This window comes from Steroidobacteraceae bacterium (genome assembly GCA_041395505.1).
In the GTDB taxonomy this organism is placed as follows: Bacteria; Pseudomonadota; Gammaproteobacteria; order Steroidobacterales; family Steroidobacteraceae; genus JAWLAG01.
The window spans coordinates 2,367,191-2,388,468 of sequence record JAWLAG010000001.1; the positions used below are offsets into that span (position 1 = coordinate 2,367,191).

General features: G+C 61.9%; 19 protein-coding genes. 15 read left to right on the forward strand and 4 right to left on the reverse strand.

Translation table 11 applies throughout. The features are described from left to right. Window position 1 precedes the first annotated feature (1 nt). A complete protein-coding gene (locus R3E77_11085; protein ID MEZ5499956.1) occupies window positions 2-1,552 on the reverse strand; it encodes a radical SAM protein in 1,551 nt (516 codons plus the stop codon). A 132-nt stretch (window positions 1,553-1,684) separates the two neighbouring features. Between R3E77_11085 and R3E77_11090 the strand changes: the two genes are divergently transcribed. Together R3E77_11090 and R3E77_11095 are read left to right on the forward strand one after the other, a co-directional pair. Continuing rightward, window positions 1,685-2,647, forward strand: a complete 963-nt coding sequence (locus R3E77_11090; protein ID MEZ5499957.1) for an NAD(P)-dependent oxidoreductase — start codon at window positions 1,685-1,687, stop codon at window positions 2,645-2,647. After that, on the forward strand, window positions 2,644-3,744 hold the full coding sequence (locus tag R3E77_11095; GenBank protein ID MEZ5499958.1) for a glycosyltransferase: 1,101 nt from the start codon (window positions 2,644-2,646) through the stop codon (window positions 3,742-3,744). Before R3E77_11090 ends, R3E77_11095 begins: the two co-directional genes overlap by 4 nt. On the opposite strand, the gene R3E77_11100 is transcribed toward R3E77_11095, so the two are convergent. After that, window positions 3,741-4,901: a glycosyltransferase family 10 gene (locus tag R3E77_11100; GenBank protein MEZ5499959.1), complete on the reverse strand. Its 1,161-nt coding sequence runs from the start codon at window positions 4,899-4,901 to the stop codon at window positions 3,741-3,743. The two genes, R3E77_11095 and R3E77_11100, sit on opposite strands and share 4 nt — an antisense overlap. Window positions 4,902-4,981: 80 nt before the next feature. Here R3E77_11100 and R3E77_11105 point away from each other — a divergent pair, with 80 nt between their 5' ends. Further along, window positions 4,982-6,451, forward strand: a complete 1,470-nt coding sequence (locus R3E77_11105) for a hypothetical protein (protein MEZ5499960.1) — start codon at window positions 4,982-4,984, stop codon at window positions 6,449-6,451. Here the strand turns inward: R3E77_11105 and R3E77_11110 are convergent. Both R3E77_11110 and R3E77_11115 read right to left on the reverse strand, forming a co-directional pair. Next, on the reverse strand, window positions 6,400-7,632 hold the full coding sequence (locus tag R3E77_11110; protein ID MEZ5499961.1) for a glycosyltransferase: 1,233 nt from the start codon (window positions 7,630-7,632) through the stop codon (window positions 6,400-6,402). The two genes, R3E77_11105 and R3E77_11110, sit on opposite strands and share 52 nt — an antisense overlap. Further along, a complete protein-coding gene (locus R3E77_11115; protein ID MEZ5499962.1) occupies window positions 7,629-8,663 on the reverse strand; it encodes an NAD-dependent epimerase/dehydratase family protein in 1,035 nt (344 codons plus the stop codon). Before R3E77_11115 ends, R3E77_11110 begins: the two co-directional genes overlap by 4 nt. Before the next feature lie 153 nt (window positions 8,664-8,816). Between R3E77_11115 and R3E77_11120 the strand changes: the two genes are divergently transcribed. The 12 genes from R3E77_11120 to R3E77_11175 all read left to right on the forward strand — a co-directional run bounded on the left by R3E77_11120 (window position 8,817) and on the right by R3E77_11175 (window position 21,270). Continuing rightward, window positions 8,817-9,890, forward strand: a complete 1,074-nt coding sequence (locus R3E77_11120) for a Gfo/Idh/MocA family oxidoreductase (GenBank protein MEZ5499963.1) — start codon at window positions 8,817-8,819, stop codon at window positions 9,888-9,890. Window positions 9,891-10,054: 164 nt separating this feature from the next. Beyond that, window positions 10,055-10,426 carry a hypothetical protein gene (locus tag R3E77_11125; GenBank protein MEZ5499964.1) on the forward strand — a complete coding sequence of 124 codons (372 nt, stop codon included), beginning with the start codon at window positions 10,055-10,057 and terminating at the stop codon, window positions 10,424-10,426. After that, the gene (locus tag R3E77_11130) at window positions 10,426-11,070 is read left to right on the forward strand and encodes a hypothetical protein (protein ID MEZ5499965.1); all 645 of its coding nucleotides are present in this window, start codon (window positions 10,426-10,428) and stop codon (window positions 11,068-11,070) included. Before R3E77_11125 ends, R3E77_11130 begins: the two co-directional genes overlap by 1 nt. Window positions 11,071-11,078: 8 nt before the next feature. After that, complete coding sequence (locus R3E77_11135) at window positions 11,079-12,566, forward strand: FAD-dependent oxidoreductase (protein MEZ5499966.1); 1,488 nt, start codon at window positions 11,079-11,081, stop codon at window positions 12,564-12,566. A gap of 15 nt (window positions 12,567-12,581) precedes the next feature. Beyond that, window positions 12,582-13,580 (forward strand): Gfo/Idh/MocA family oxidoreductase, encoded by a 999-nt coding sequence (locus R3E77_11140; protein MEZ5499967.1) that lies wholly within the window; start codon window positions 12,582-12,584, stop codon window positions 13,578-13,580. Further along, a complete protein-coding gene (locus R3E77_11145; protein ID MEZ5499968.1) occupies window positions 13,577-14,452 on the forward strand; it encodes a hypothetical protein in 876 nt (291 codons plus the stop codon). Before R3E77_11140 ends, R3E77_11145 begins: the two co-directional genes overlap by 4 nt. Next, window positions 14,452-15,636 (forward strand): glycosyltransferase family 1 protein, encoded by a 1,185-nt coding sequence (locus R3E77_11150; GenBank protein ID MEZ5499969.1) that lies wholly within the window; start codon window positions 14,452-14,454, stop codon window positions 15,634-15,636. Before R3E77_11145 ends, R3E77_11150 begins: the two co-directional genes overlap by 1 nt. Beyond that, entirely contained in the window at window positions 15,633-16,352 is a 720-nt protein-coding gene (locus R3E77_11155) for a polysaccharide deacetylase family protein (protein ID MEZ5499970.1), read from the forward strand. Before R3E77_11150 ends, R3E77_11155 begins: the two co-directional genes overlap by 4 nt. Then, a complete protein-coding gene (locus R3E77_11160; protein MEZ5499971.1) occupies window positions 16,352-17,239 on the forward strand; it encodes a hypothetical protein in 888 nt (295 codons plus the stop codon). The genes R3E77_11155 and R3E77_11160 overlap by 1 nt, the downstream gene beginning before the upstream one ends. Continuing rightward, complete coding sequence (locus R3E77_11165; GenBank protein ID MEZ5499972.1) at window positions 17,236-18,237, forward strand: glycosyltransferase; 1,002 nt, start codon at window positions 17,236-17,238, stop codon at window positions 18,235-18,237. The genes R3E77_11160 and R3E77_11165 overlap by 4 nt, the downstream gene beginning before the upstream one ends. Further along, window positions 18,230-19,468, forward strand: coding sequence for a glycosyltransferase family 4 protein (locus R3E77_11170; protein MEZ5499973.1), 1,239 nt, complete (start codon window positions 18,230-18,232; stop codon window positions 19,466-19,468). Before R3E77_11165 ends, R3E77_11170 begins: the two co-directional genes overlap by 8 nt. Then, window positions 19,465-21,270: a hypothetical protein gene (locus R3E77_11175; GenBank protein MEZ5499974.1), complete on the forward strand. Its 1,806-nt coding sequence runs from the start codon at window positions 19,465-19,467 to the stop codon at window positions 21,268-21,270. Before R3E77_11170 ends, R3E77_11175 begins: the two co-directional genes overlap by 4 nt. Window positions 21,271-21,278: the final 8 nt, after the last annotated feature.

Below are 21,278 nucleotides of genomic sequence, written 5' to 3' on the forward strand. Positions count from 1 at the left end.
GCTATTTGGCAACCCTGATAGGTTCGCTTCGCGGCAAGGCACTGCGGCCGGCGCGCGGCTTGTGACTGACGCTGCGCGTGAAATGCCAACGCGCGGCATGAAAAAGCGTCAGTGCCGCCGATCGGCTTGCGAAATCCGCGATCGCTTTCAGCGATCGGTACGCCAGACCCTTGCGCCGGTCGTTCTTCAGAATGCCGTGGCGATTGAGTATGTGATCCTGCAGAAAACGGGCAAAACGATGCAGCCGCTTGATGTCGGCGCCGGTCAGGTTCTCGTTGCCCACCGATCGCTCATGGGCGCTGACGATCTTGTAGAAATCGGCCTCGATCAGCCGCTCATTCAGAGCCCATTTGTACATCGGCGTGCCGATGAACGGAGTCGCCATCGTAAATTGCGTCCAGTTGGCGCGTATCCGGATCGCGAACTCGATCGAGTCGAGGATCGTCCTCAAGGTGTCGCCGGGCAGACCGATGACGAAGAAGGCGAAGGTGGCGACGCCATGCTCCCTGCATGAGGCAACCTTGGCCACGAATTCCTCGGGAAGAATCGGTGTTCGATGAACGCCTTTCTGGATCTCCGGGTCAGTGCTCTCGACTCCGAAATTGATTCCGACACAGCCTGCGCGGGCCATGAGCTCGATGGTCTCATCGTCGAGGCAGTCCATGCGCGTTTCGCATTTCCAGTACACCTTGATACCGCGCGCGATGATCTCACGGCAGATCGCCATGACCCGCTTCTGTTGCGCTGAAAACATTGGATCGCGAAACAGGATGTATTCGACTCCAAATTTCTCAACCAGGAACTGCATTTCGTCAACGACGTTCGATGCGGATCGATAACGCCACTTGAGCCCTTGACCAACCGGATACGGGCAGTAACTGCAGCCGAACGGACAACCGCGTGAACTCAGCATCGGCAGGAAACGCGCGCTGCCCGAGGTCGATGACTTCGGGATGACGTACTCCTTGTAGGGGAGCAGGTCCCAGGCTGGAAACGGCAGCGCATCGAGGTTCTTCTCGAATGGCAGATCAGCCGTGTGCGTCCAGGCAGCGCCTTCGCGATAGCCGATACCTGGAATTTGCCCGACGGATTCGCCACGCATCAAGGCTGCTGCCGGACGATCGGGCTCGGTAAGGAACACGAACGACAGCGTTTGGTCCTGTTCGATGCGCTTCAGGAGGGACGGAATCACCGGACCGAACAAGGCAACGCGACCTGCGTCCTGCATGCCCGCAAGTCGCGCACAGGTCTGCAGATCGACATCGATGGTCGGTAGCGACGTGCGCACCAGTACAAGCGCAGCATGGAATTCGCGGTCGTTCCCGCACGTTTTTGCCAGATCGTCCAGCGACCAGCCTAGGGCCGCACAATCGTGCACGACGACGGCATGACCATCCTTGCGCAGATAGGCGGCGAGGTAGGCCATGTCGAGTGGCGGGAAAGGCGGCGCCTCCTCGGCATACAATTGTCCAAACCCGCCCATCGAGTCCTTGTTCGACATATAGCCAACGGGACTCGGCGGATTGATGATGATTGCCTTGGTGAAACTCACGCCCTTGGGACTTCGGGATTCGTGCGAACTGCGCGCCGTAAGTCATTCAGTATACATGGCAGAATTGCTCCGCAAAGGCGTCATTGCGAAATCGTCGAATGGCACTCAGCGGACGCATGTGATTATGTACATATGAGCCAGATCGCAGTTACCGGCGCCACCGGTGTCGTCGGCAAAGCTCTGTTGCGACACGTGCAAGCCGCCGGCATGCGAGGCGTTGCACTCTCGCGGCAAGCCACTCCGCATGCATCAGCCAACCTGACCCGACAGGTTGACCTGCATCGTCCGCAGCGCCTTGGGCAGGCTCTGGCCGGCTGCAATATCGTCGTCCACCTCGCTGGTGCAATTGAGGGCAGCGCGGCGGAACTTTACCGCGCCAACGTACTGGCAACGAAGAATCTCGTCGAGGCTGCCCGCGCGGAGCAGGTCGAGTGTTTTGTGCACGTGAGCAGCGCGGGTGTCTATGGCGAGCGCGCTGGTGACCTGCCCTTCACCGAGTCGTCCACGCCGAACCCGCAAACGGACTATGAGCGCAGCAAACTGGACGGCGAGCACGCTGTCATCGACACGCTCGCACAAACCCGCACGCGCTTCGTGCTGCTTCGCCCGACCGGCGTCTTCGCCGACGAACGGGCTGCAAGCATCCGCTTCCTGCGTGAAATACTCGAACGCAAATGGTGGCTGCATGCCCCGCCGAGATTGCTGGTCCACCCGCTGCCGGTCGACGACTTGTGCCGGGCAATCCGGCTCGCGATTGCACGCCCCCTGCCCTCCGGTACTCTCCTCAACATCGCAGGAGAACGGGCCATTTTTCTCGACGAGTGGATCGATCTCCTCGCGAGATCAGCCGGGAGCGGCCTGCGGCAGCTTCGATTGGGAGGTCGTGCCGTGCGCATCACGGCGCAAGGCATTACGACACTGGCCGACCGGTTGCACGTACCCGTCCCCGCGCGTCTGCGTCGCGCAACTCAGGCCAGCATGTCGCGCGCGGTGAGCATCGAACGCGCCAGAGATCTACTTGGCTACGACCCGCAGCCACTGGCGGCAGCGGCCGAGGCAATCGTCGCACGAATTCTGGCCAGGCCCAGCGCGTGAACACATCGACCCAACCATTCGTCAGCATCATCGTCCCCGTGTACAACGGTGAGCGCTTCCTGCGCGCGAGCCTCGAGTCCGTGCTCGCCCAGGATTACCGAAGGCGCGAAATTCTGCTGCTGGACGATGGTTCCACGGATGGCACGGCAGGAATTGCCCGCGACTACCTGGATAGGATCACCTATATCAGGCGGCCGCAGAACCTGGGTCAATTCGCCAACGTCAACGACGGAATTGCCCGGGCACGGGGATCACTCATCGCGATCTTTCATGCCGACGATATCTATGACCCGCACATCGTCAGCAGGCAGGTCGCCGCCTTCGTTGCACACCCCCGGGTAGGCGCCGTCTTTGCGCTCGACGTACTGGTTGACGAAGAGAACCGCGAGTACGCGAGACTCGAGTTGCCCGTGGAGCTGTCCGGCGGTCAACCGCTGCCATTTGCGACGATCTTCAACGCGCTGTTGACCTACAAGAATCGCCACCTCGTCACTCCCAGCGCAATGGTCTTGGCGAGCACCTACCGCGAGGTTGGCGACTTCGATGGTGCGCGCTGGCAAGTGTCGTCAGATCTGGACATGTGGATACGGGTCGCCCGCCACCGTGATCTGATCATCCTCGAAGAGCACCTCATTCGCTACCGGCATACGGAATCCCAGGCTTCGCGTTCCTACCAACGCATGCGCACGGAACCCGAACTTCATTTCGCCATACTCGATCACCACCTGCGCGCTAGCGGCGGAGCACAGATTGCACAACCAGCTGCGCTGCGGGCACATGAAGCCCATCGAGCTGAGGACTGGACCTTCGTGGCCATGCGCCGATATGTCCTGGGCCAGGTGAGCGCAACGAGGGCTGCCCTCGACAACGTCAGCCTGCGCAAACTCGTCGCGAGCCGCGTCATCCAGCGCGCGAGAGTCGCTACGCTTGCCCTCGTCCTCGCCGGCGCATGCCGGTTGCCATGGTCGTCGTTTCTCGCGGCGCTGTTCACGTACCGCTGGCAACTGCCGCGATCCCAGGCGCGAGGCGGTCTTCGGAAAATACTCGAACTGCGCGGCGAAATTCGCAGTCGCGCCGGCACCCGAACGAAGCCCTAGGCAGGCTCTGTACAGGTGGCACCGGCGCGCTCGCCAGCGCCCTGCCCGAGGAGTTTGCTGTCCTCGTGCAGCATCGAGACAATGCGCTCGACAAAGGCCTTGCATGTAAAGGGCTGGTAACCGGGCGAGGCCAGGAAATCGCGCGCGGCCTGCCGCTGGGCGCGCCACTCCTTATCGGACAGACCATGAAGGTACTCGCGCAGCTCGGCGTAACCGTCGAAACTTCGCATGTCGATGTAGCACTCCGCCGGCACAATATCGGCGATTTCAGGAGCACCCCAGTAGACAGGAACGACGCCCGCAAAAAAGCAGTCAAAGATTTTTTCGGTGATCCAGCCTTCGATCACGCAGTTCTCGAAGCAAAGCGCATAGCGGTACTGGCCCAATGTCAGCGCTTTGGACGAAACACTCCCTCGCCAAGCGCGCTGCGCCGAGCGCTGCAGGTCACCAGGAAATCGCCGTTGCCAGGCGCGTGCGATGGCAAGTGCTGGTTTCTTGATCGTCCAGGGCAGCCAGGTGCGACCCACCCGTACCGGCGGTTCCCCCCAACCTTTGCCATATAGATCGATCTCACCGTGCGACTCGAAGTAGGCCACTGCGCGCATGCGCTCCGTATAGAGCTCCTGCCAGTAAACACGAGGCAACTTGTTGGCATTGATCATTGCAAGGAACCGGCGGTCTTCGTTGGACCACACCGACTCGTGCACGCCATCGAAGGACTGCGGCCAACGAAATCGCTCGAGCTGCAGGTCTGAATTCGTGAATCGATGCAGGGACTTGCTGCTGCTCCACGAGCAGACTCGCCGAAAATCGCGCGCGACCCTCGGTAAGCGCCTGTAGATCCCCGGTTCGACGATGGGACATTCGAGCGCAAAGAATGCGCAGCGGATGAGATCGGCCCTGCCGCTGAGTGCGGCCAGTCGATCGAGCCCACCGAGGGAGATGAGGAATTCGCGTTCCGCCGACTCCTGCCGCGGCAACCTGTCCACCGTATGCACGGCCATGCCGATCGCCTGCAGTCGCTCACGAAGCGCAACGTAGGGCGCGTTCTGCTGGTCACCGTTCAGCCGGTCCGAGTCGTCCTCGAACAATCGATCCGCCAGGAAATGATGGCTCGGCGGATCGATGTACAAGGTACGTCCGCGCAGCAATGACAAAGGTCTGCTCCCTGGGTGGTGGCCGGATCGCTATACTGCCATGACCGGTCGGACATGAAAGTAGCCAGGGTGCACAATACGTGATCGCCGGCCTGCTCAGAGTCGGTGCACTGCAGCTCGCCGTCATGTTGGTGCTTGTTGCCAGGACCAAGGGCCTCGCCCTGTGGCTTGGCCCGGAATGGCTTGGGCTGATGTCGGTCATCGACAAGCTGCTCGCGCTCTTCGCGCAGACCGCGGCATTCTCCCTGCCCCTTGCGGCCGTCAGGTTCCTGCCGGCGGCACTGCAGAACAATTCCGGCGAGATGACCGCCATCTGGCGTGCGATGCGCAACTGGCTCGTGCTGACCTTGGCGCTTGCGATGGCCACCGGTTTGGCGCTGGCGACGTTTTCACCAGGACTGCTCGGCGCCGAGCTCGTCGGTCACCGGGACATTCTGCTGGTCGCGTTTGCTTCCCTGCCGGCGATCATGTTCGTGCCCTTTTTGCAGAATTCACTGTCCGCGCATGGTGAACCAACGGCAGCACTCACCAGCACCCTGCTCAATGCGCTCGGCCTCACCGCGAGCGCGTTCCTCGGAGTATGGCTTGCGGGCCTGCGCGGCCTGTATCTCGTATACGCGGTGTTCGGCATCTGTTTCGTCGCGCTCTCGTTACGGCGCCTGTCGCGCAAGTTCAACGGCGGCGTGTGGGTTGGCCCGCCGCGTGGCCGATTCTCCCTGCCAAGGGAAATCTGGCGCTTCGTGATGATCATGCGGCCACTTGCGATTGCCGGCCCATTCGCACTCCTGTTCGTGAACTATCGCGTGCTGCAGCTCGAGGGCGCCGCAGCCGCAGGTTGGATGCAGGCGGCATTCGCCATCGCAATTGCCGCGAGCACGGTGCTCAGTGCGGGGAACCTCGCAATGCACACGCCGAACGTGTCGCGGGGCGGCACGCCTCAGGAACTCATGAACCGCGCCGAGGAATATCTCTGCGCCAGCGGTTTCCTGGCCGCCGTCTGCCTGCCACCACTGCTATTGTTTCCAAAGACGGTCATTTCCATCCTGTACTCGCAGGAATTCCATCCCGCGACAGCCGTCCTGGCTATATTCCTGATCGCCAAGCTCCTGGAGCTTGCGGTAGGCGCTGTTCAGGCGATCGTCATCGCACTCGATCACATGAAATTTCACGTGGTTGAAAACGTGCTGGTACAGCTGCTGGTGATCGCGGCGGCCATCGTGTTGATTCCGCGTTTTGGCATCACCGGCGCAGCGCTGTCGCTTGCCCTGGAGTCATTGTGCCTGCTACTGGTCTCGACGACCTTCCTGCTCCACCGGCATGCGCTGCAGATGCCCACCCGCCCCTTGTGGCTGTGGATCTTCCTGTTGAGCGCAGCGATCAGCTGCCGGGCGTTGGCGCCGCTCCCGGAGTGGCAACCACAACCCCTGCTGCTGCGCGCCTGTCTCTATGCTGCGATCATTGGCGGCGCCTTCATACTCGCGCCGACGAGCCTTCGGACTCAGCTGCGGTCGTTGTTGCGACCGGGTCGGCGCGACAGTACCCGCTCGTAAACGGCGGTGTATCGGGTCGCGAGCCGCTCCCACCCGAATCGCCCGGCGGCGCGCGCATGGAGATCGAGCGGATCGAATGATCGAAGTCGCTGCAATGTCCGCGTGCATGCCGCGGCAAACGCTTCGGGATCACCCACCGGCGCGAGCTCTCCGTCCCCCTCGGTCACGATATCGTTCGGTCCACCACAGCGCGTCGCCACGACCGGCGTGCCACTCGACAATGCTTCGACCAGCACAGCGCTCGAGCTCTCGCGCTGACTTGTCACGATGAGCAGATCCGCCGCACGCATGGCTTCGCCGATTTGCGCTTGCGACTGTGGCCCGCGAATTTCGAGCGCTCCGCCCAATCCGAGCGCCTGCGCCTTGTGGCGCAGTTGCGCTAGGACGGGTTCATGGGGCCCGAACAGCGCTCCTCCGATGACTGTCAACGTTGCTCCCGGAAAGCCGCCGTGGCGCAATCGAGCAAGTGCCGCGAGCGCCAGGTCGATACCCTTGACGGTCCGCAGCCAACCGACGAATAGCAGTTGCCCCGATCCGCTTCCGGCGCGTTCCCGTGCCGGAAACAGACTCGGGTCGACTCCGATCGGAATCACCTCGGCCGGCACCGGCCGCTGCAGGACCGATTCCATGCTCGAGTGCACCGCGCGACTTACGCAGACAATTGCGTCAGCCGCGGCGACCGCCGCGTCTGCCTGCGGCACGATGGCTGGATGATCCTCCATCTGGGGCCGCCAGAAATTGTGCTCCGTCATGACCAGCGGCACCGGAAATGCGCGGGCCAGGCGCATGGCAGCGACGCCGTCGGGATAGATGAAGTGCGCATGGATCAGATCGAACGGCAGCGGATCCCGGCGCAACGCTCGCGCTGCAGCGTTGGCCTCGCAAGCGGCATCGAAACGAAAGGTCGTATAGCCAGGACCAGTCAGATAGCGTGGGTGCAGGATGACTATGCCATCGTCCTCGACCCGGCGGGCGACCTGGCGAAACGCGACTCGATGTGCCGGACCAGGTAGCGGCGGGAAATAGGGCACAGGCGCGACCACAGTGACATCGCAGTAACCGGCCAATGCCCGCAATTGATGGCGTACCCAGAGGCCCAGCCGCGGATTCGCGGTGCTCGGGAAATTGCGGCTGACGACCAGAATCCTTGGTCGCTTGCCGCGCAATCGATCAACCGTCATCGCTCGGTAAGCAAGACACCGAGCTTGCCGGCGACCTCGTCGGCCTTGTGGGTGGAGAAATACCAGTCGATCGTTCTCTTGAGCCCATCATCCACCGACACTTGCGGCTCCCAACCAAGCACCGCACGAGCACGAGAGAGGTCCGCGGCACGGCTGTAGACACCGACGGGCTTGCTCATGTCGAAATTGAAGGATTTCGGCCGGAACTTCGTCAGCCGGCAGATTTTCTCGACAAGATCGATGATCTGTACATGCTCCGCCGTGCCGATATTGATCGGCGAGCCATCGGTGATTTTCTCGGCGGCACGAATCATGCCCTCGGCAATGTCGGACACGTAGGTGAAGTTTCGGTCCTGCTTGCCATCGCCCCAGATTTCGTAGGGGTCCATGCGCACGAATGCTTTTGCGATCAACGCGATAACGGCGTGCGTTTCGTTCTCACGCTCACCGTAGGCAGTGAACAGACGGCAGGAAACGGACTTCAAGCCATACTGTTTGGCATAGGCCTTGAGACTCATCTCACCCATGAACTTGGCCCAGCCATATTCGCCATCAGACGATGCGCAACCCTCGGTGAAAGGATCGGCCCATTCCTCGCGAAGATAGACAACGTTGCCGCCCTGCGGAGCGACCTGCCGTTGCACCGGGTACACACAGGCGGAACTCGCGAAACTGATCCTGTCGACCTTGGCGCGATAGGCTTCCTCGAAAACGATTCCATCCAACACCATGTTGGCCGCACAATCGGCGGGGTGGGTGTCGATGAATCCGCGTCCGCCATGACAGGCAGCCAGATGGAATACCACCTGCTGATTCGAAACCATCTCTCGGGCGAATGGCCGCTCGCGCAGGTCGCCCTTGTGGAATTCGATCTTGTCGTGCGACAGCGCGAGGTTCTCGAGGCGCCCACTCGACAGGTCATCAGCCACGCGAACCCGCGCGCCCAACGTGACCAGCCTGTCGACAAGGTGGCTGCCAATGAAAGAAGCGCCCCCGGTTACGAGTACCTTTGCACCTGACCAGCTGACCACGTGTCACCTCTTTATGGTACGAATATGCGAAGTATGGGCAGGCTCGCCTGGCCCTGCATTGCCACATATCACATTGCATGCTGGCCGCGCCACATGCAAGCTAGGTGACAGCCTGCGGGCGCATTGTCAAACAACGGGAAGGGCCGAACCAGCGTGCCAAAAGTAGCCATTGCGGGCCTGGGGTCGGCAGCGCGATCCATCCACCTGCCTGCTTGCCGCAGACTGGGGAATGTCGAATTGGTGGGTGCCGTGGATCCACAGGCATCGCCACGCGGTACCGGCATGGCACTTTTCAAGGATGTCGCAGAACTACTGCGTGCCACCACGCCGGATCTGCTGATTGTCGCGACCCCGACCGAATCGCACCATGCCATCGCGAAGGAGGCCTTGCTAGCAGGGACACATGTATTGTGCGAGAAACCGTTCGCTTCGAATCTGGAGCAGGCGCGTTCACTGGTCGCTCTCGCACAGCAACGCGGCTTGCACATCGCGGTCAACAACCAGTACCGGTTCATGCGGTGCCATGCCGCGGCCCTGCAATACATGCAGACCGAAGCTTTCGGAAAGCTGGTATTCCTGCAAATGCAACAGACCTTCCGGTCCCAGGGAGTCGATACAACCAGCTGGCGGGATACGGATCCCGAGCACACCTGCAAGGAATTCGGCACGCACGTATTCGATCTGTGCCGATTCTTCATGGGTGACGAGCCAATTGCGATCCGCGCGCGCATGCCGCGCCCGGTGGACTACGGCGTAGGGGACTACCTGGATCTCATCGACGTCGAGTTCCCCGGCGAGCGGTTCGCGCGCATTACCCTCGATCGTCTCACCCGAGGACGGCACCGCTATCTCGACATTCGCCTCGACGGCACGAGCGCCACGATCGAGACAGAAATCGGAGGCGTACTGGCGCTCGCCTCGGGCATCAACGCCCAGACGCGAAGGCCGTTCGTGAATTTCGATTTTGCACCAAGCGCGCGTGCGATCGCCTACCGCGGCGAGCGACGCGAAGTCCTCGCGCGTGATCCCGGCGATCTGTTCGCGGCCGCCACGGCGCAATTGCTGCTGGGCTTGTTCCGATCAATTGCCGACGGCAGTGAAACGCCCTGTTCAGGTGCGGACAACCTGCGCAGCTTCGCCATGATGCGCGCTGCGTATCGCTCCGCGCGCGAAGACCGCGAAATCGACCTGCGCGCTGAATTTTCTCCCGATGCCGCCGGGTTCTAGCAGGCGACAACGCTTGCAAAATCAGCGGTGTCGATTGATTATCATTATGTTGCCAGGGCGGGTGACGGAACGCACAGTTCGGCTGGTTGCCCGCAGGGATCTTCGCTTGGGCCCCTGCCGATCGCTACTATGGTCGGCAAACGACGAATAGCCCAGGTGTCCCAGTGAACGTCACGGCTCGCGCCCATGCGGTGGATCGAACGGAGTTGATCGTTCGCAGCACTTTTGCGCGCTTCGATATCCGCGGTCTCGCAACGGCTACGGGCCTGGTGGCCGGAGCGCTGATTCTTGTCGCGACCGCCACGCTCCTGATCACTGCACCGCCCGATGCGCGCCATATAGGGCCGCATCTCGCTCTGCTCGCCAACTATTTCCCCGGCTTCAGCGTGACCTGGCCAGGAGCACTGCTCGGCTTCCTGTACGGATTCGTACTCGGCTTTGCGATCGGCACGACCGTTGGTTTCAGCTGGAATCTCGCGCACTACATTTTCGTGGTTCGTGCGATCGGCCGCTTCGGACAGACGGGCAACCTGTAATGGCGCAGCAGCACGAAACGCTCGAATTGACTGACGAGGAGCGCGCGGTGCTCGCGGCTGCGACCACGCTCAACACGCGAATTGCCGCCGTAACGCTTGGCGTCCTCACCGCAGTTGGATTGTTCCTGGCTACCCTGGTTCTGATTCTGCGCGGCGATGACGACGCCGGCGCACATCTATCGCTGCTTTCCGTTTTTATCTGGGGCTATGAAGTTACATGGCCCGGCGCACTGATCGGCGCTACCTGGGGGTTCATCTACGGCGCCGTGACTGGCGCACTGCTCTATCGCGGCTACGCGCGCACGATCCTGCATCGACTGACCTACCTTGACCCGGCGCTCGATCGGCGCAGGCGATTTCGCACACCGATCCTGCGCATCTATGGGCCCGGCCTCGGGCTGGTGCTCGGCGGCGTGGGCGCACTGCAGCTCATTGCCACGACCAACTGGCTCGTGTTTCGCGGCAGTAGCGACGAACACAGCAACGCGATGTTGCTCGGCCAATACTTCCCCGGCTACTCGGTGTCCTTCGCTGGCAGCCTGATCGGTGCCGCCCAGTTGTTTACAGTTATTTTCCTCGCCTGCCTGCTTCTGGCGTGGACCTACAACCGCCTCGTTGACTGGCGCCAGGGTCGGCACCGCTGAAGCGATCCATGAATGACACCGCCAAACACGTCGTAATCCTCGGCGCCGGCCCTGCCGGACTCGCCACCGGGCACGAATTGGTACAGAACGATGTGCGGGTAACCGTCATCGAGCGCAACGAATATGTCGGAGGATTGTGCCGCACCGTCCACGATCAAGGATACAAATTCGACCTCGGCGGTCACCGCTGGTTTACCAAGAATGAACACCTGAACAACTGGTTCCGACGCCTGATGGAAGGCGAGCTGGTGCTGGTCGAGCGTATCAGCCGAATTTATTACGACGGCAAGTACTACATGTACCCTGTCGCGATCGGGGACGTCATCAAGAACGCCGGTATCTTTACCATCATGAAGGCGGGCATCACATTCATGATGGCCGCAATTCGTTACGGCGTGCTGGACCGCCCGATCGACAACATGCGTGACGCCTATACCGCGCAATTCGGTTCGCAGCTCTACGAGATGTTCTTCCGCCGCTATACCGAAAAGGTATGGGGGAAACCGTGCGAAGAACTGTCGTCCGACTGGGTATCGCAGAGAAGCCGCGGATTATCGATATGGACGGTCGTGCGCGAAGCGCTTGCCAACCGCAAATCGAATGTGACGAGCCTCATCGAGGAGTTCATGTACCCACGCGACGGTTACATGCGAATCCCCGAGCGCATGACTGAATTCATCGAGAGCAAGGGCAATCAGGTCGTCCGGGGCGCAACGGTCGTTGCCGTCCGACACCTCGGACCGAACCGGCTCGAAGTCGATTACCGTGATGCTGCGGGGCTGCATACGCTTGCCGCGACGGATGTCGTCTCGACGATACCGCTCGGCAAGCTTGCGCAAATGACTTCGCCGCGCGCTGAGCAGCAGGTGCTCGATGCGGCCAATCAGCTGCAGTTTCGCGATCTGGTCACCGTCAATGTCAAGCTGCGCCGCAAGCAGGTAACGCGGGACACCTGGCTATACGTGCAGGACGAGAATATCCTTTTCGGCAGGCTGCACGAGCCGAAGAACTGGAGCCGGGCGATGGTCCCGGACGACGATCACACCTCGCTCGTGCTCGAATGCTTCTGCACTGTCGGCGACCACATCTGGTCCATGGACGATGAAGCCATTGTCAATCAATGCGTGACCGATCTTGCGGACAAGCTGCAATTCATTGCGCGCAAGGAAGTCGTCGGCTGGAACGTAATACGAACCCGGTTCGCCTATCCCGTCTACGACCTGCTGTACGCCGGGCGCATCGAGCTCATCAAGAACTACCTTGCCGGTCTCGAGGGTATCCACATCGTCGGTCGCGGCGGGACTTTTCGCTACAATAACGCCGATCATTCCATCGAGATGGGCTTGCTGCTGGGGCGACGTATTCTTGGTTACGACATCGACCACATGGCTGTGAATACGGAACTCGAGTATCAGGAAGAGATCCGCTCCCCGGGAATCGGTCGCGACCACTACAAGTCGGACAGACCGATCTCCCACAGCGGCTCAGTTGGCTAGGATCTTCCTGTGGCCATGTACCGCCCGCGCGTGGCAATCGTCGGTGCCGGTCTCATGGGCTATTGGCACGCGCGATATGCCCGCCGCTGTGGCGCGGAGATCGCCCTCGTCGTCGACACGGTAGCCGACAGAGCCGAATCACTGGCGGCGAAATTCGGCGCGCGCACCAGCGACAATCTGCTGGACGTCGCGCAACGGCACTCGATCGAGGTCGCCCATATTTGCACACCGCTCGCGCATCACGACGCGATGATCGCCGCAATGCTGACCCAGAACTGCCATGTGATCTGCGAGAAGCCCCTCGCCCGCGATCCGAACCGCGTCGAAGCGCTTGTCAATGATGCGGTCGGTCGCCAACGGGTTCTCGTGCCAGTGCATCAGTTCCTGTTCCAGCGCGGTGTTAGAAAGCTTGCGGATTCCCGAGCGAAACTGGGGTCGGTGCAGAGCATCGCGTTTGAGTTCTGCAGCGCCGGCGCGGATCGACTCGGGAACGATGCCGCCGGGTCCCTGGTGGAGGAAATCCTGCCGCATCCCGTATCGATCCTTGAGTCGCTTGGATTGCCGACGCATACCGCAGACTGGCGGGTCCTGCGTGCCAAGGCGGGGGAAGTCCTGGCGACCAGCATGCTCGATGCGACTGTCTGCTCGATTCACGTGAGCGCCACGGCGCGGCCTACGGTCGCGGCGATGACGCTGCGCGGAACGCTCGCAACCGCATATGTTGATTTCTTCCATGGATACTTGCGCTTGTATCCGGGTGCGTCCACGCGCAAGGACAAGATTCTGCGGCCTTTTCGCGATGCAGCCGGCCTCATCGGCACGGCGGGCGTGAACCTCGCGCTGCGGGGCGCGCGCGGTGAACCCGCATACCCTGGCCTCAAGGAGCTGATCCGGGACAGTTATGCTCTGATGCAGACCCCCGCCAGTGCCTCGGGGAGCCACACGCGGACCGTACGCATCTACCAGACCTGCGCGCAATTGCGCGCAGCGATGCAGCAAGCGAGCTGTCGGTGAGCGCAGCCTCCGTATCACCGCCCGCGGTCGGCGCAGTTGTCATCCCCCTCATCGGCGAAGGAAATCTGCAAGGCTGCCTCGACGACCTGCGGCGCCTCAACATCGACTACGTAATCGTTGGCAATAAGGGATCGCACGCGTTATCGGCGGAACAGCATGCACATTGGATCGAGAGCGATGCCCCCGTGCCATTGCGTCGCCAGTTGGGTGTCGCCTCGATTACCACGGACTGGATACTCATCATCGAAGACAGTGCCAGACTTTGCGGCAACTGGCGGGCGATACTGGAGAGTCTCGACGGCTTCTCGCGAGTGGATGCGATCGCAGGCCCGATTCGGCTTGCAAGGACACTGAACGGCCGCGACATCGCACTGGCTTGCCTCGAATACGGAGAGTTCGCGTTGCCGGCGAATGGGCATGCCATCAATCGCCTGCGTCTGCCGGGCCTGTGTATCGCCTACAGACGCACTGCCCTGACCAGTCTGCCGACGTCGCAAGGTATCCAGGAGCCCATTGCACAGGCATCGATACTCGCGAACCACCGCGGACTGCTGGACCATCCCGATGCAGAGGTTGAATACTCGGCGGTCCCACCCGGCGCAGCGACCTGGGCGAATCGCTACGCGCATGGCACGATCTTCGCGGCGAGCGTGCATCAGCAGCGCTCATTGGGCCGTCGCCTTTTATCGGTGTTCGGCGCACCGCTGATAGCCACGGTGCTCGCCGCTCGCGCCATTCGCGCCTGGCGGCGTTGCGGTCATGGTCGCAGGACTGCCCTGCCCTGGATTGTGGTCTTCGCCTGCGCCTGGGCCTGCGGCGAAGCCGTCGGAAGCATGCGACCCGCCAGCGCGCGACTTGCGAGTTGGCGCTGATGCGAATCGCAATCGATGCAGGAACCTGGCGCAATGGCCGCGGCTTCGGCCGCTTTACCCGCGAGCTGGTCTCTGCACTGCTGCGGACCCGACAGGGTCATGAATTTATTCTGCTATTCGACCAATTACCGGCCGATGCGATGCCCTGCGCGGCGATCGCGGTCAAGCCGCGGCGCGAGATCGCTCAGGCTGCAGTGGCTGATGATCATCGCGACATCGCGGACATGCTCAGATTCACGCGGGCCGCCCGTGCCACCGGTGCCGAGCTGTTGTTCTACCCCGCCGTCTATTCGTGGTTTCCGCCGCCGACGCGCATGGCCAATGTCGTCACCGTTCACGATGCAATCGCCGAGAAATTTCCGCACCTCGTCTTCCCGAAGTTGTTGCCGCGAATCCGCTGGCGCACGAAGATCTGGATGGCGACGCGCGCTGCAACGAGGGTGCTGACCGTGTCGCGTGCGGCCGCCGACGACGTCGCACGGCACATGAAAGTTCCCGCGAACTGCATCGACCTGACGACTGAAGGACCTGGCAGCGCTTTCAGCCCAGCACCGTCCATGGCTGAAGCAGAGGCCAACCGCGCTCGTATCGGTGCGGCATTCGGAATTCCACCAAAGGCGAACTACTTCTGTTACGTTGGCGGATTCGCAGCCCACAAGAACGTGTCATCCGTTATTCGTGCTTTTTCGCGCGTGGCGACAACCGACCTATGGTTGCTGCTGGTGGGCGATCCGCACAGCCAGGGGTTCGGCTCGTTGATCGGTGAACTGCAATCGCTGATTGCGAGCCTGCCGGATGTGCGCGAGCGCATAAGATTCACCGGCTTCGTGGATGATCTGACGTTGCGCGATATATATCGCACTGCCCTGGCTCTCGTTATGCCATCGCTCGACGAAGGTTTTGGCCTTCCGGCCGTCGAATGCATAGCATGCGGCACGCCGGTGATCGCGAGCGATCGGGGCGCCCTGCCCGAGGTCGTGGGCCCGGCGGGAACCTGCTGTTCACCGCTCGAAATCGATGCGTTGGCGTCGTGCATGCGTCGCGCGGCTCAAGATTCCACCTGGTGGCAGGAATGCCGTTCCGAGTGTGCCACACAGGCGCTGCGTTTCACCTGGGATCGCGCCGCCGCGATGACTTTGGAGGCGTTTGAACGGACCGCCGCAACCGCAACGGGGGCGACATGAAGGCCCTCGTACTCACCTTTCATGACATCAGCGATCATGATCATGTTCTTTCCTATCCGATCGACGCATTCGAGCATCTGCTGCAGGAATTCGGGCGGCACAACGTGCCAGTGGTGGATTTCGATACGCTACGGCGCGGCGGCGGCGGTGTGACGCTGACTTTCGATGACGGCTTTGCATCCGTGCATCGGGTTGCGCTGCCCGCGCTGCGCGCTCGCGGCTACCCCGCGCATCTTTTCGCTGCGACCGGATCAATAGGCCGGGCCGAGCGCTGGCCGGTCGGCGCCGCGAGGCCGGACCATCTTGCGATGCTGGATTGGCAGCAACTCGAGGACTGTCATCACGGCGGCGTGACGATCGAAGCGCACACGGTTGATCACCCGGACCTGTGCACGCTCGACCGGGACGCCATTGTCGATCAGTGCCAACGTGCCAACGAAACCATCGCAGCGCGACTGGGTCGCGCTCCGAGGTTGTTTGCCTATCCCTTCGGGCGATTCAACACGCATGTCGTTCGAGCGGCGGCACCACTGTACTCGGCGTGCTTTACGACGCGAATGGGCTATTGGATGGCCGGTAGCGACAGCGCCCGGGTGCCGCGCATCGATTCGTACTATCTGCGCTCCCGGTGGCTGCGACAGAATCTGCTTGGGACCGGCGCCGATCTCTACCTGCGAATGCGCGGGCTTGTTCGGCAGATTCTCGGCAGGACGTGATGGCAACGCAATTGTCAGTGATCGTTGCCGTCGAGCAGGCTGTGGACAACCTGCAGGCACTGCTATCCCGACTTGGCCCGTCAGGGCGGCCCGAGGTCGAAGTCCTGCTCTGCATCGCGCGCGGCCCCGACTACGAACGTGTTGCGGCGGCCGATCTTGCCAATTCCCGGCTGATCGAGGGTTGCAGCGGCGCACGCATTCCCGAGCTCTGGCGCGACGGGATCATCGCCGCGGCTTCACCGCGCGTCGCATTGCTCACCGCACATTGCCCGCCACACGATGACTGGCTGGCAGAGGCGATGCAACTGCCTGTCGATGCCCGAACCGTGGGTATTGGCGGGTATTTCGTCAATGCGGCAGAGGGCGACGCACTTTCATGGGGCATATTCCTGCAGCGCTACCGCGACTACGCGCAGGCGATCGATGCCATCGACGTCGGCGAAATCGCTGCGGACAACGCCGTCTATTGGCGCCCCGCAATTCTGCAGAGTGACGACCTGTTGCGTGAGGGTTTCTGGGAACCGGACTTCCATCGGCGCTTTCGCGCCGCCGGATGCCGTCTGGCTCGTTCGTCGCGCATACGGGTGGAACATCGCAATGTGTATACGGGTTCGCAATTCATGGCGCAACGATTTGCCCACGGACGACAATTCGGTGCATCGCGGGCACGGCAGTCAGGTGCATTACGGCGAGCGGTTCTGCTGGCATCGAGCCCTCTCATTCCTTTGGTCGTCTACTTCAAGATATTGCGAGGCGCCATGCGTGCCCGTCTGCTTCGTGAGGCGCCCGCCCTTGCCTTGCTCTGGCTTGCAGCATTTTGCATTGCGTGGGGCGGCGGCGAGGCACTGGGGTTGTTGACCGCCCGCATGAGGAGTGACATGCGTTGAATATCACGGTGATCATGCCCATGTACAACGCACGCAGGTTCCTGCCACAGGTCCTGCCCCCGCTGTTGTCGGCGCTCGGACGAGGCGAAATCTTCGAATTCATCGTTGTCGATGACGGGTCGACGGATGGATCGGCCGAGTTGCTGCGGACCCACGAATCGATACGTCTGCTGGCCACACCCGTCCAGGGCGGCCCCGGTGCCGCGCGAAATCTGGGCGTGCAGCATGCCCAGGGCGACATCGTATGGTTCGTCGATTCGGACATCATACTCGCCGAGGACTGCGCGAGAATCCTGGCGCAGTCATTTGCGGACGAATCTGTCTGCGCCGTGATGGGATCGTATGACGACAGCCCCGCCGCGGAGAATTTCCTGTCGCAATACAAGAATCTGATTCATCACTACTACCACCAACAGGGTGCAAGCGAAGCATCGACCTTCTGGGCCGGTTGTGGCGCAATACGCAAGGCGGCATTCCTGGCCGTGGGCGGGTTCGACGCTGCGCGCTATCGTTACCCATCCATCGAGGACATCGAGCTCGGCTACCGACTGCGAGCGGCCGGTCATCGCATCGTGCTTAACAAGAACCTGCGCTGCAAGCACCTCAAGGAGTGGCGGCTGGCCAATCTGCTGCATACCGAAATCTTTCGCCGCGCGGTGCCCTGGTCGACGCTCATGCTGCAGCGCAAGTCCCTGACCAATGACCTGAACGTATCGACACGAGAGCGCGTGCTGGCCATGCTGGCGGGCGTGACCGCATTGGTCTCGGTCGCAGCGCTGACCGGCCTGCTCGCCAAGCCTGCCGCTGCGCTCGCATTTTTCATCTTGCTCGCCGCAAACGGCAGAATGATTGCTTTCTTCACCCGCGCCAAGGGCCTCGTGTTCGCATTGCGCGCCTTCGCGTTTCATCAGTTTTACTATCTATATAGCAGCGCGAGCTTCGCCTGGGCATGGCTCAAACACCACCTCGGGCCGAAGCAAGACATCGCTGGTGCCTGAAACGATGCACTTCTGCCACGTCACCACGTTCTATCCGCCCCACTCTTTTGGTGGCGACGCGATCGCGGTTCAGCGTCTTTGCGAAGCGCTCGCTCGCCGCGGACACCAGGTCACCGTCGTCAGCGACTCGGATGCCTATTTCGCCATGGGCGGGACAGACGTAGATGTGCCTGCACCCGCTGGAGTCCAGGCGCTGCGACTGCGATCCGGGCATGCGCTGGCCGACAAATTTCTCGTACATCAGACCGGGCGCCCCGTTAGGCAAAAGCGCCGGATCGCCAAGATCCTCAACGACCCGTCGATCGACCTGATCCACTTCCACAATGTGTCGTTGCTGGGCGGACCGGGCGTGCTCCGAATGGGTCGCGCGCCGAAGCTCTATAGCGCGCACGAACATTGGCTCGTTTGTCCAACCCACGTGCTGTGGCGGCATCAACGCGAACCATGCCAGCAACGTCAATGCCTGCGCTGCCAGCTACGGCACCATCGACCGCCGCAACTGTGGCGTGCGGGGTCCTTTCTGGTCCGGGAGGCCGCGCACATCGATGTTTTTCTCGCGATGAGTGAATTCAGCCGCGACAAGCACCATGAGTTCGGCTGGCCGACCCCCATGGAGGTCCTGCCGCCATTCGTAGCCGATGCGCAAATCGCCGGCGGTGTCGAGCGCCATGAGTCCGGCTCAGGAGGCCGCCCGTATTTTCTGCTGCCAGGGCGCGTCGAGCATTTCAAGGGGATCGACACGGCGATCGCTGCCTTCGCGGGCTACGAGCAGGCGGATCTGCTCATCGCTGGCGACGGAACGGCCACCGCGAGTCTGCGCGCGAGCACACACGAAATCGCCAACATACGCTGGCTCGGCAAGACCATGCCCGATGAGTTGCGCAGCCTCTATCGGGGCGCCGTGGCAACGATCGCGCCGGCACGCGGCTACGAGACTTTCGGACTCACGCTCATAGAGTCCATGGCCCAGGGCACGCCGGTCATTGCGCGCAATATCGGCCCATTCCCCGAAATCATCGCAGCGTCCGGGGGTGGATTGCTGTTCAATGACGCCGACGAATTGCGCTCGGCCATCTCGCGACTGCAGGGCAACAGCGCCGAACGACAGGCACTCGCCCGCGATGGGCTCGCGGCAACGCGCGCGCAGTGGTCGGAATCCGCCGTCCTCGGGCGCTACCTGCAGATAGTCGCACGAACATTACAGCAGCACGCCCGGGATGAAGTCGCGTGAGCACGCGGGGACGCGATGCCTGGCCTCTGCTCGTGCTGGCGCTGGCAATCGTTGCACGATTGTGGCAGCTGGACGCCGACCCCTACGTTTACGGCTGGGCCGGCTTCGTCACGGATGAGGCGCGATGGGTAGAGACAGCGCGCAACCTGGCGCTGTTTCATGATCCGAATCTCTACGGCCTGTCGCGCTTGCACTTGTTACTGAGTCCGCTCTATCAAGGTGCCTGTTTCGTTGCCTTCAAATTGTTCGGCGTCGATTTCTGGCAGGCACGACTGGTCACTGCAGTGAGTTCAATCGCGCTCATGGCGCTGACCACGTTTGTATTGCGTTCAGCTCTGCCCTCGACGCTGCTGACGGCACTTTTGATGGCCATTGGCTTCGGTCCGGAGTTCCTTGGACTCGGCCGGATCGCCGTGCCGGAGATCCCCGCCCTTCTGGGCCTCGCCGCATCGCTCTACTGTATTTGCTCCGGCCAATGGTCGGTGCGGCGGGCGATACTTGCGGGACTACTCGCATTGATCGCGGTCGGCTGCAAGGGAACTGTGGGCCTCGCCTTGCCAGGCCTCATTGCGGCGTCCTACCTGGCCAATCGCATCGTGCCGGTCGCGCAGCGCCTGAGCGGCACATTGGCGTTTGTTGCGACCTTGGCAAGTCCGGCCCTACTGGCCGTTCCTGCGCTCATGGGCCACGATGGAGCGCAACCGGCGCTCAGCGACTCGATCAACCTCCTCCTCGGCTACCTTGAGAAACTTCAGCCAACCGGCCCGATCTGGTTCCTGTTCGAGCGCATGGGTGGACAGGCTTCGGTTGTCGTGCACCTGGGCCTGCTCGGCTGCTGGCTTGCAGCGATCGGCGGCATGGCTCGACGGCCAAACGAATCCGAAATCGCTTGCCGTCTGCGAACCGGGAGCCTCGTGGTCGGTCTCGGTACCTTCCTCGCAATGACGCTGCTCGATTATTCGCCGCCGCGCTATTTCGTACACGTACAATTCTTCCTGCTGGTGAGTGCGGCGCTCGGCATTGCGACACTTCGCGCCGCGGACTTTTCGCGTCCCGTAAGCGTTGGCCATGCGCTTCTGGTCGGCGCGCCAGCCGCACTTCTCGGCGCTCAGCTGCTGAGCGCAGCCTTCGCGGCAGTCCACCTGCCCATTGAACATCTGCAGTCCAGGCTCCTGATCTGCATCGCTGCAACAGCCGGCGCCTGGGTGCTTTTGCGCTGGATCAAACCGGCCGCGAGCTCGCGCCGAGCCATCTGCCTTGCCGCATTGCTGGTGCTGTTGTGCGAGGCAGTGGCATTGCATCTGGGATGGGTCGATTCGTTCTGGCCAACACGTGACGCAGACCTCTCCCCGCTCCTAGCGACGATTGCCGCTGGCCTTGCGCTCGCTGCCGCGGCGCGCCGCGGGGCGATGCACGATATTCGCCTGCCTATTGCCTTGGCCGCGATGATCGTTTTCGCGGCATTGGCCGGAACGTTGCGCCCAGTGCTGCAACCGAGCTTCAGCATTCGCGAAACGGCCGGGGACGTGGCGACCGACCTCCGTGGAAGCCAACGAATCTGGGTACGAAAGGCCGCGACCATCATGTTGCCTACGAAGCTGCGCTATCGCGAGTCCTCGCAGTTCGAGCGGCCAATCGAAGCAATCGTCGCACTCGAGTGCAGCAACAAGGCCTGTGATGTGCATTTCGAGCAAGCCGAAGCGCAAGGACTGAGAGAGAGCGCACGCTATGCGCTGCAGATTTCCGGTCGCGACGATCGTCGCGGTATAGACGTTCGGGTATTCTTGAAACCCAGTCCCTGACGACTGGT

Coding starts and splice junctions, on each gene's coding strand:
- R3E77_11090 (MEZ5499957.1), top strand. CDS start 1,685: ATGAGCCAGATCGCAGTTACCGGCGCCACCGGTGTCGTCGGCAAAGCT.
- R3E77_11110 (MEZ5499961.1), bottom strand. CDS start 7,632: ATGACGGTTGATCGATTGCGCGGCAAGCGACCAAGGATTCTGGTCGTC.
- R3E77_11130 (MEZ5499965.1), top strand. CDS start 10,426: ATGGCGCAGCAGCACGAAACGCTCGAATTGACTGACGAGGAGCGCGCG.
- R3E77_11135 (MEZ5499966.1), top strand. CDS start 11,079: ATGAATGACACCGCCAAACACGTCGTAATCCTCGGCGCCGGCCCTGCC.
- R3E77_11140 (MEZ5499967.1), top strand. CDS start 12,582: ATGTACCGCCCGCGCGTGGCAATCGTCGGTGCCGGTCTCATGGGCTAT.
- R3E77_11150 (MEZ5499969.1), top strand. CDS start 14,452: ATGCGAATCGCAATCGATGCAGGAACCTGGCGCAATGGCCGCGGCTTC.
- R3E77_11155 (MEZ5499970.1), top strand. CDS start 15,633: ATGAAGGCCCTCGTACTCACCTTTCATGACATCAGCGATCATGATCAT.
- R3E77_11160 (MEZ5499971.1), top strand. CDS start 16,352: ATGGCAACGCAATTGTCAGTGATCGTTGCCGTCGAGCAGGCTGTGGAC.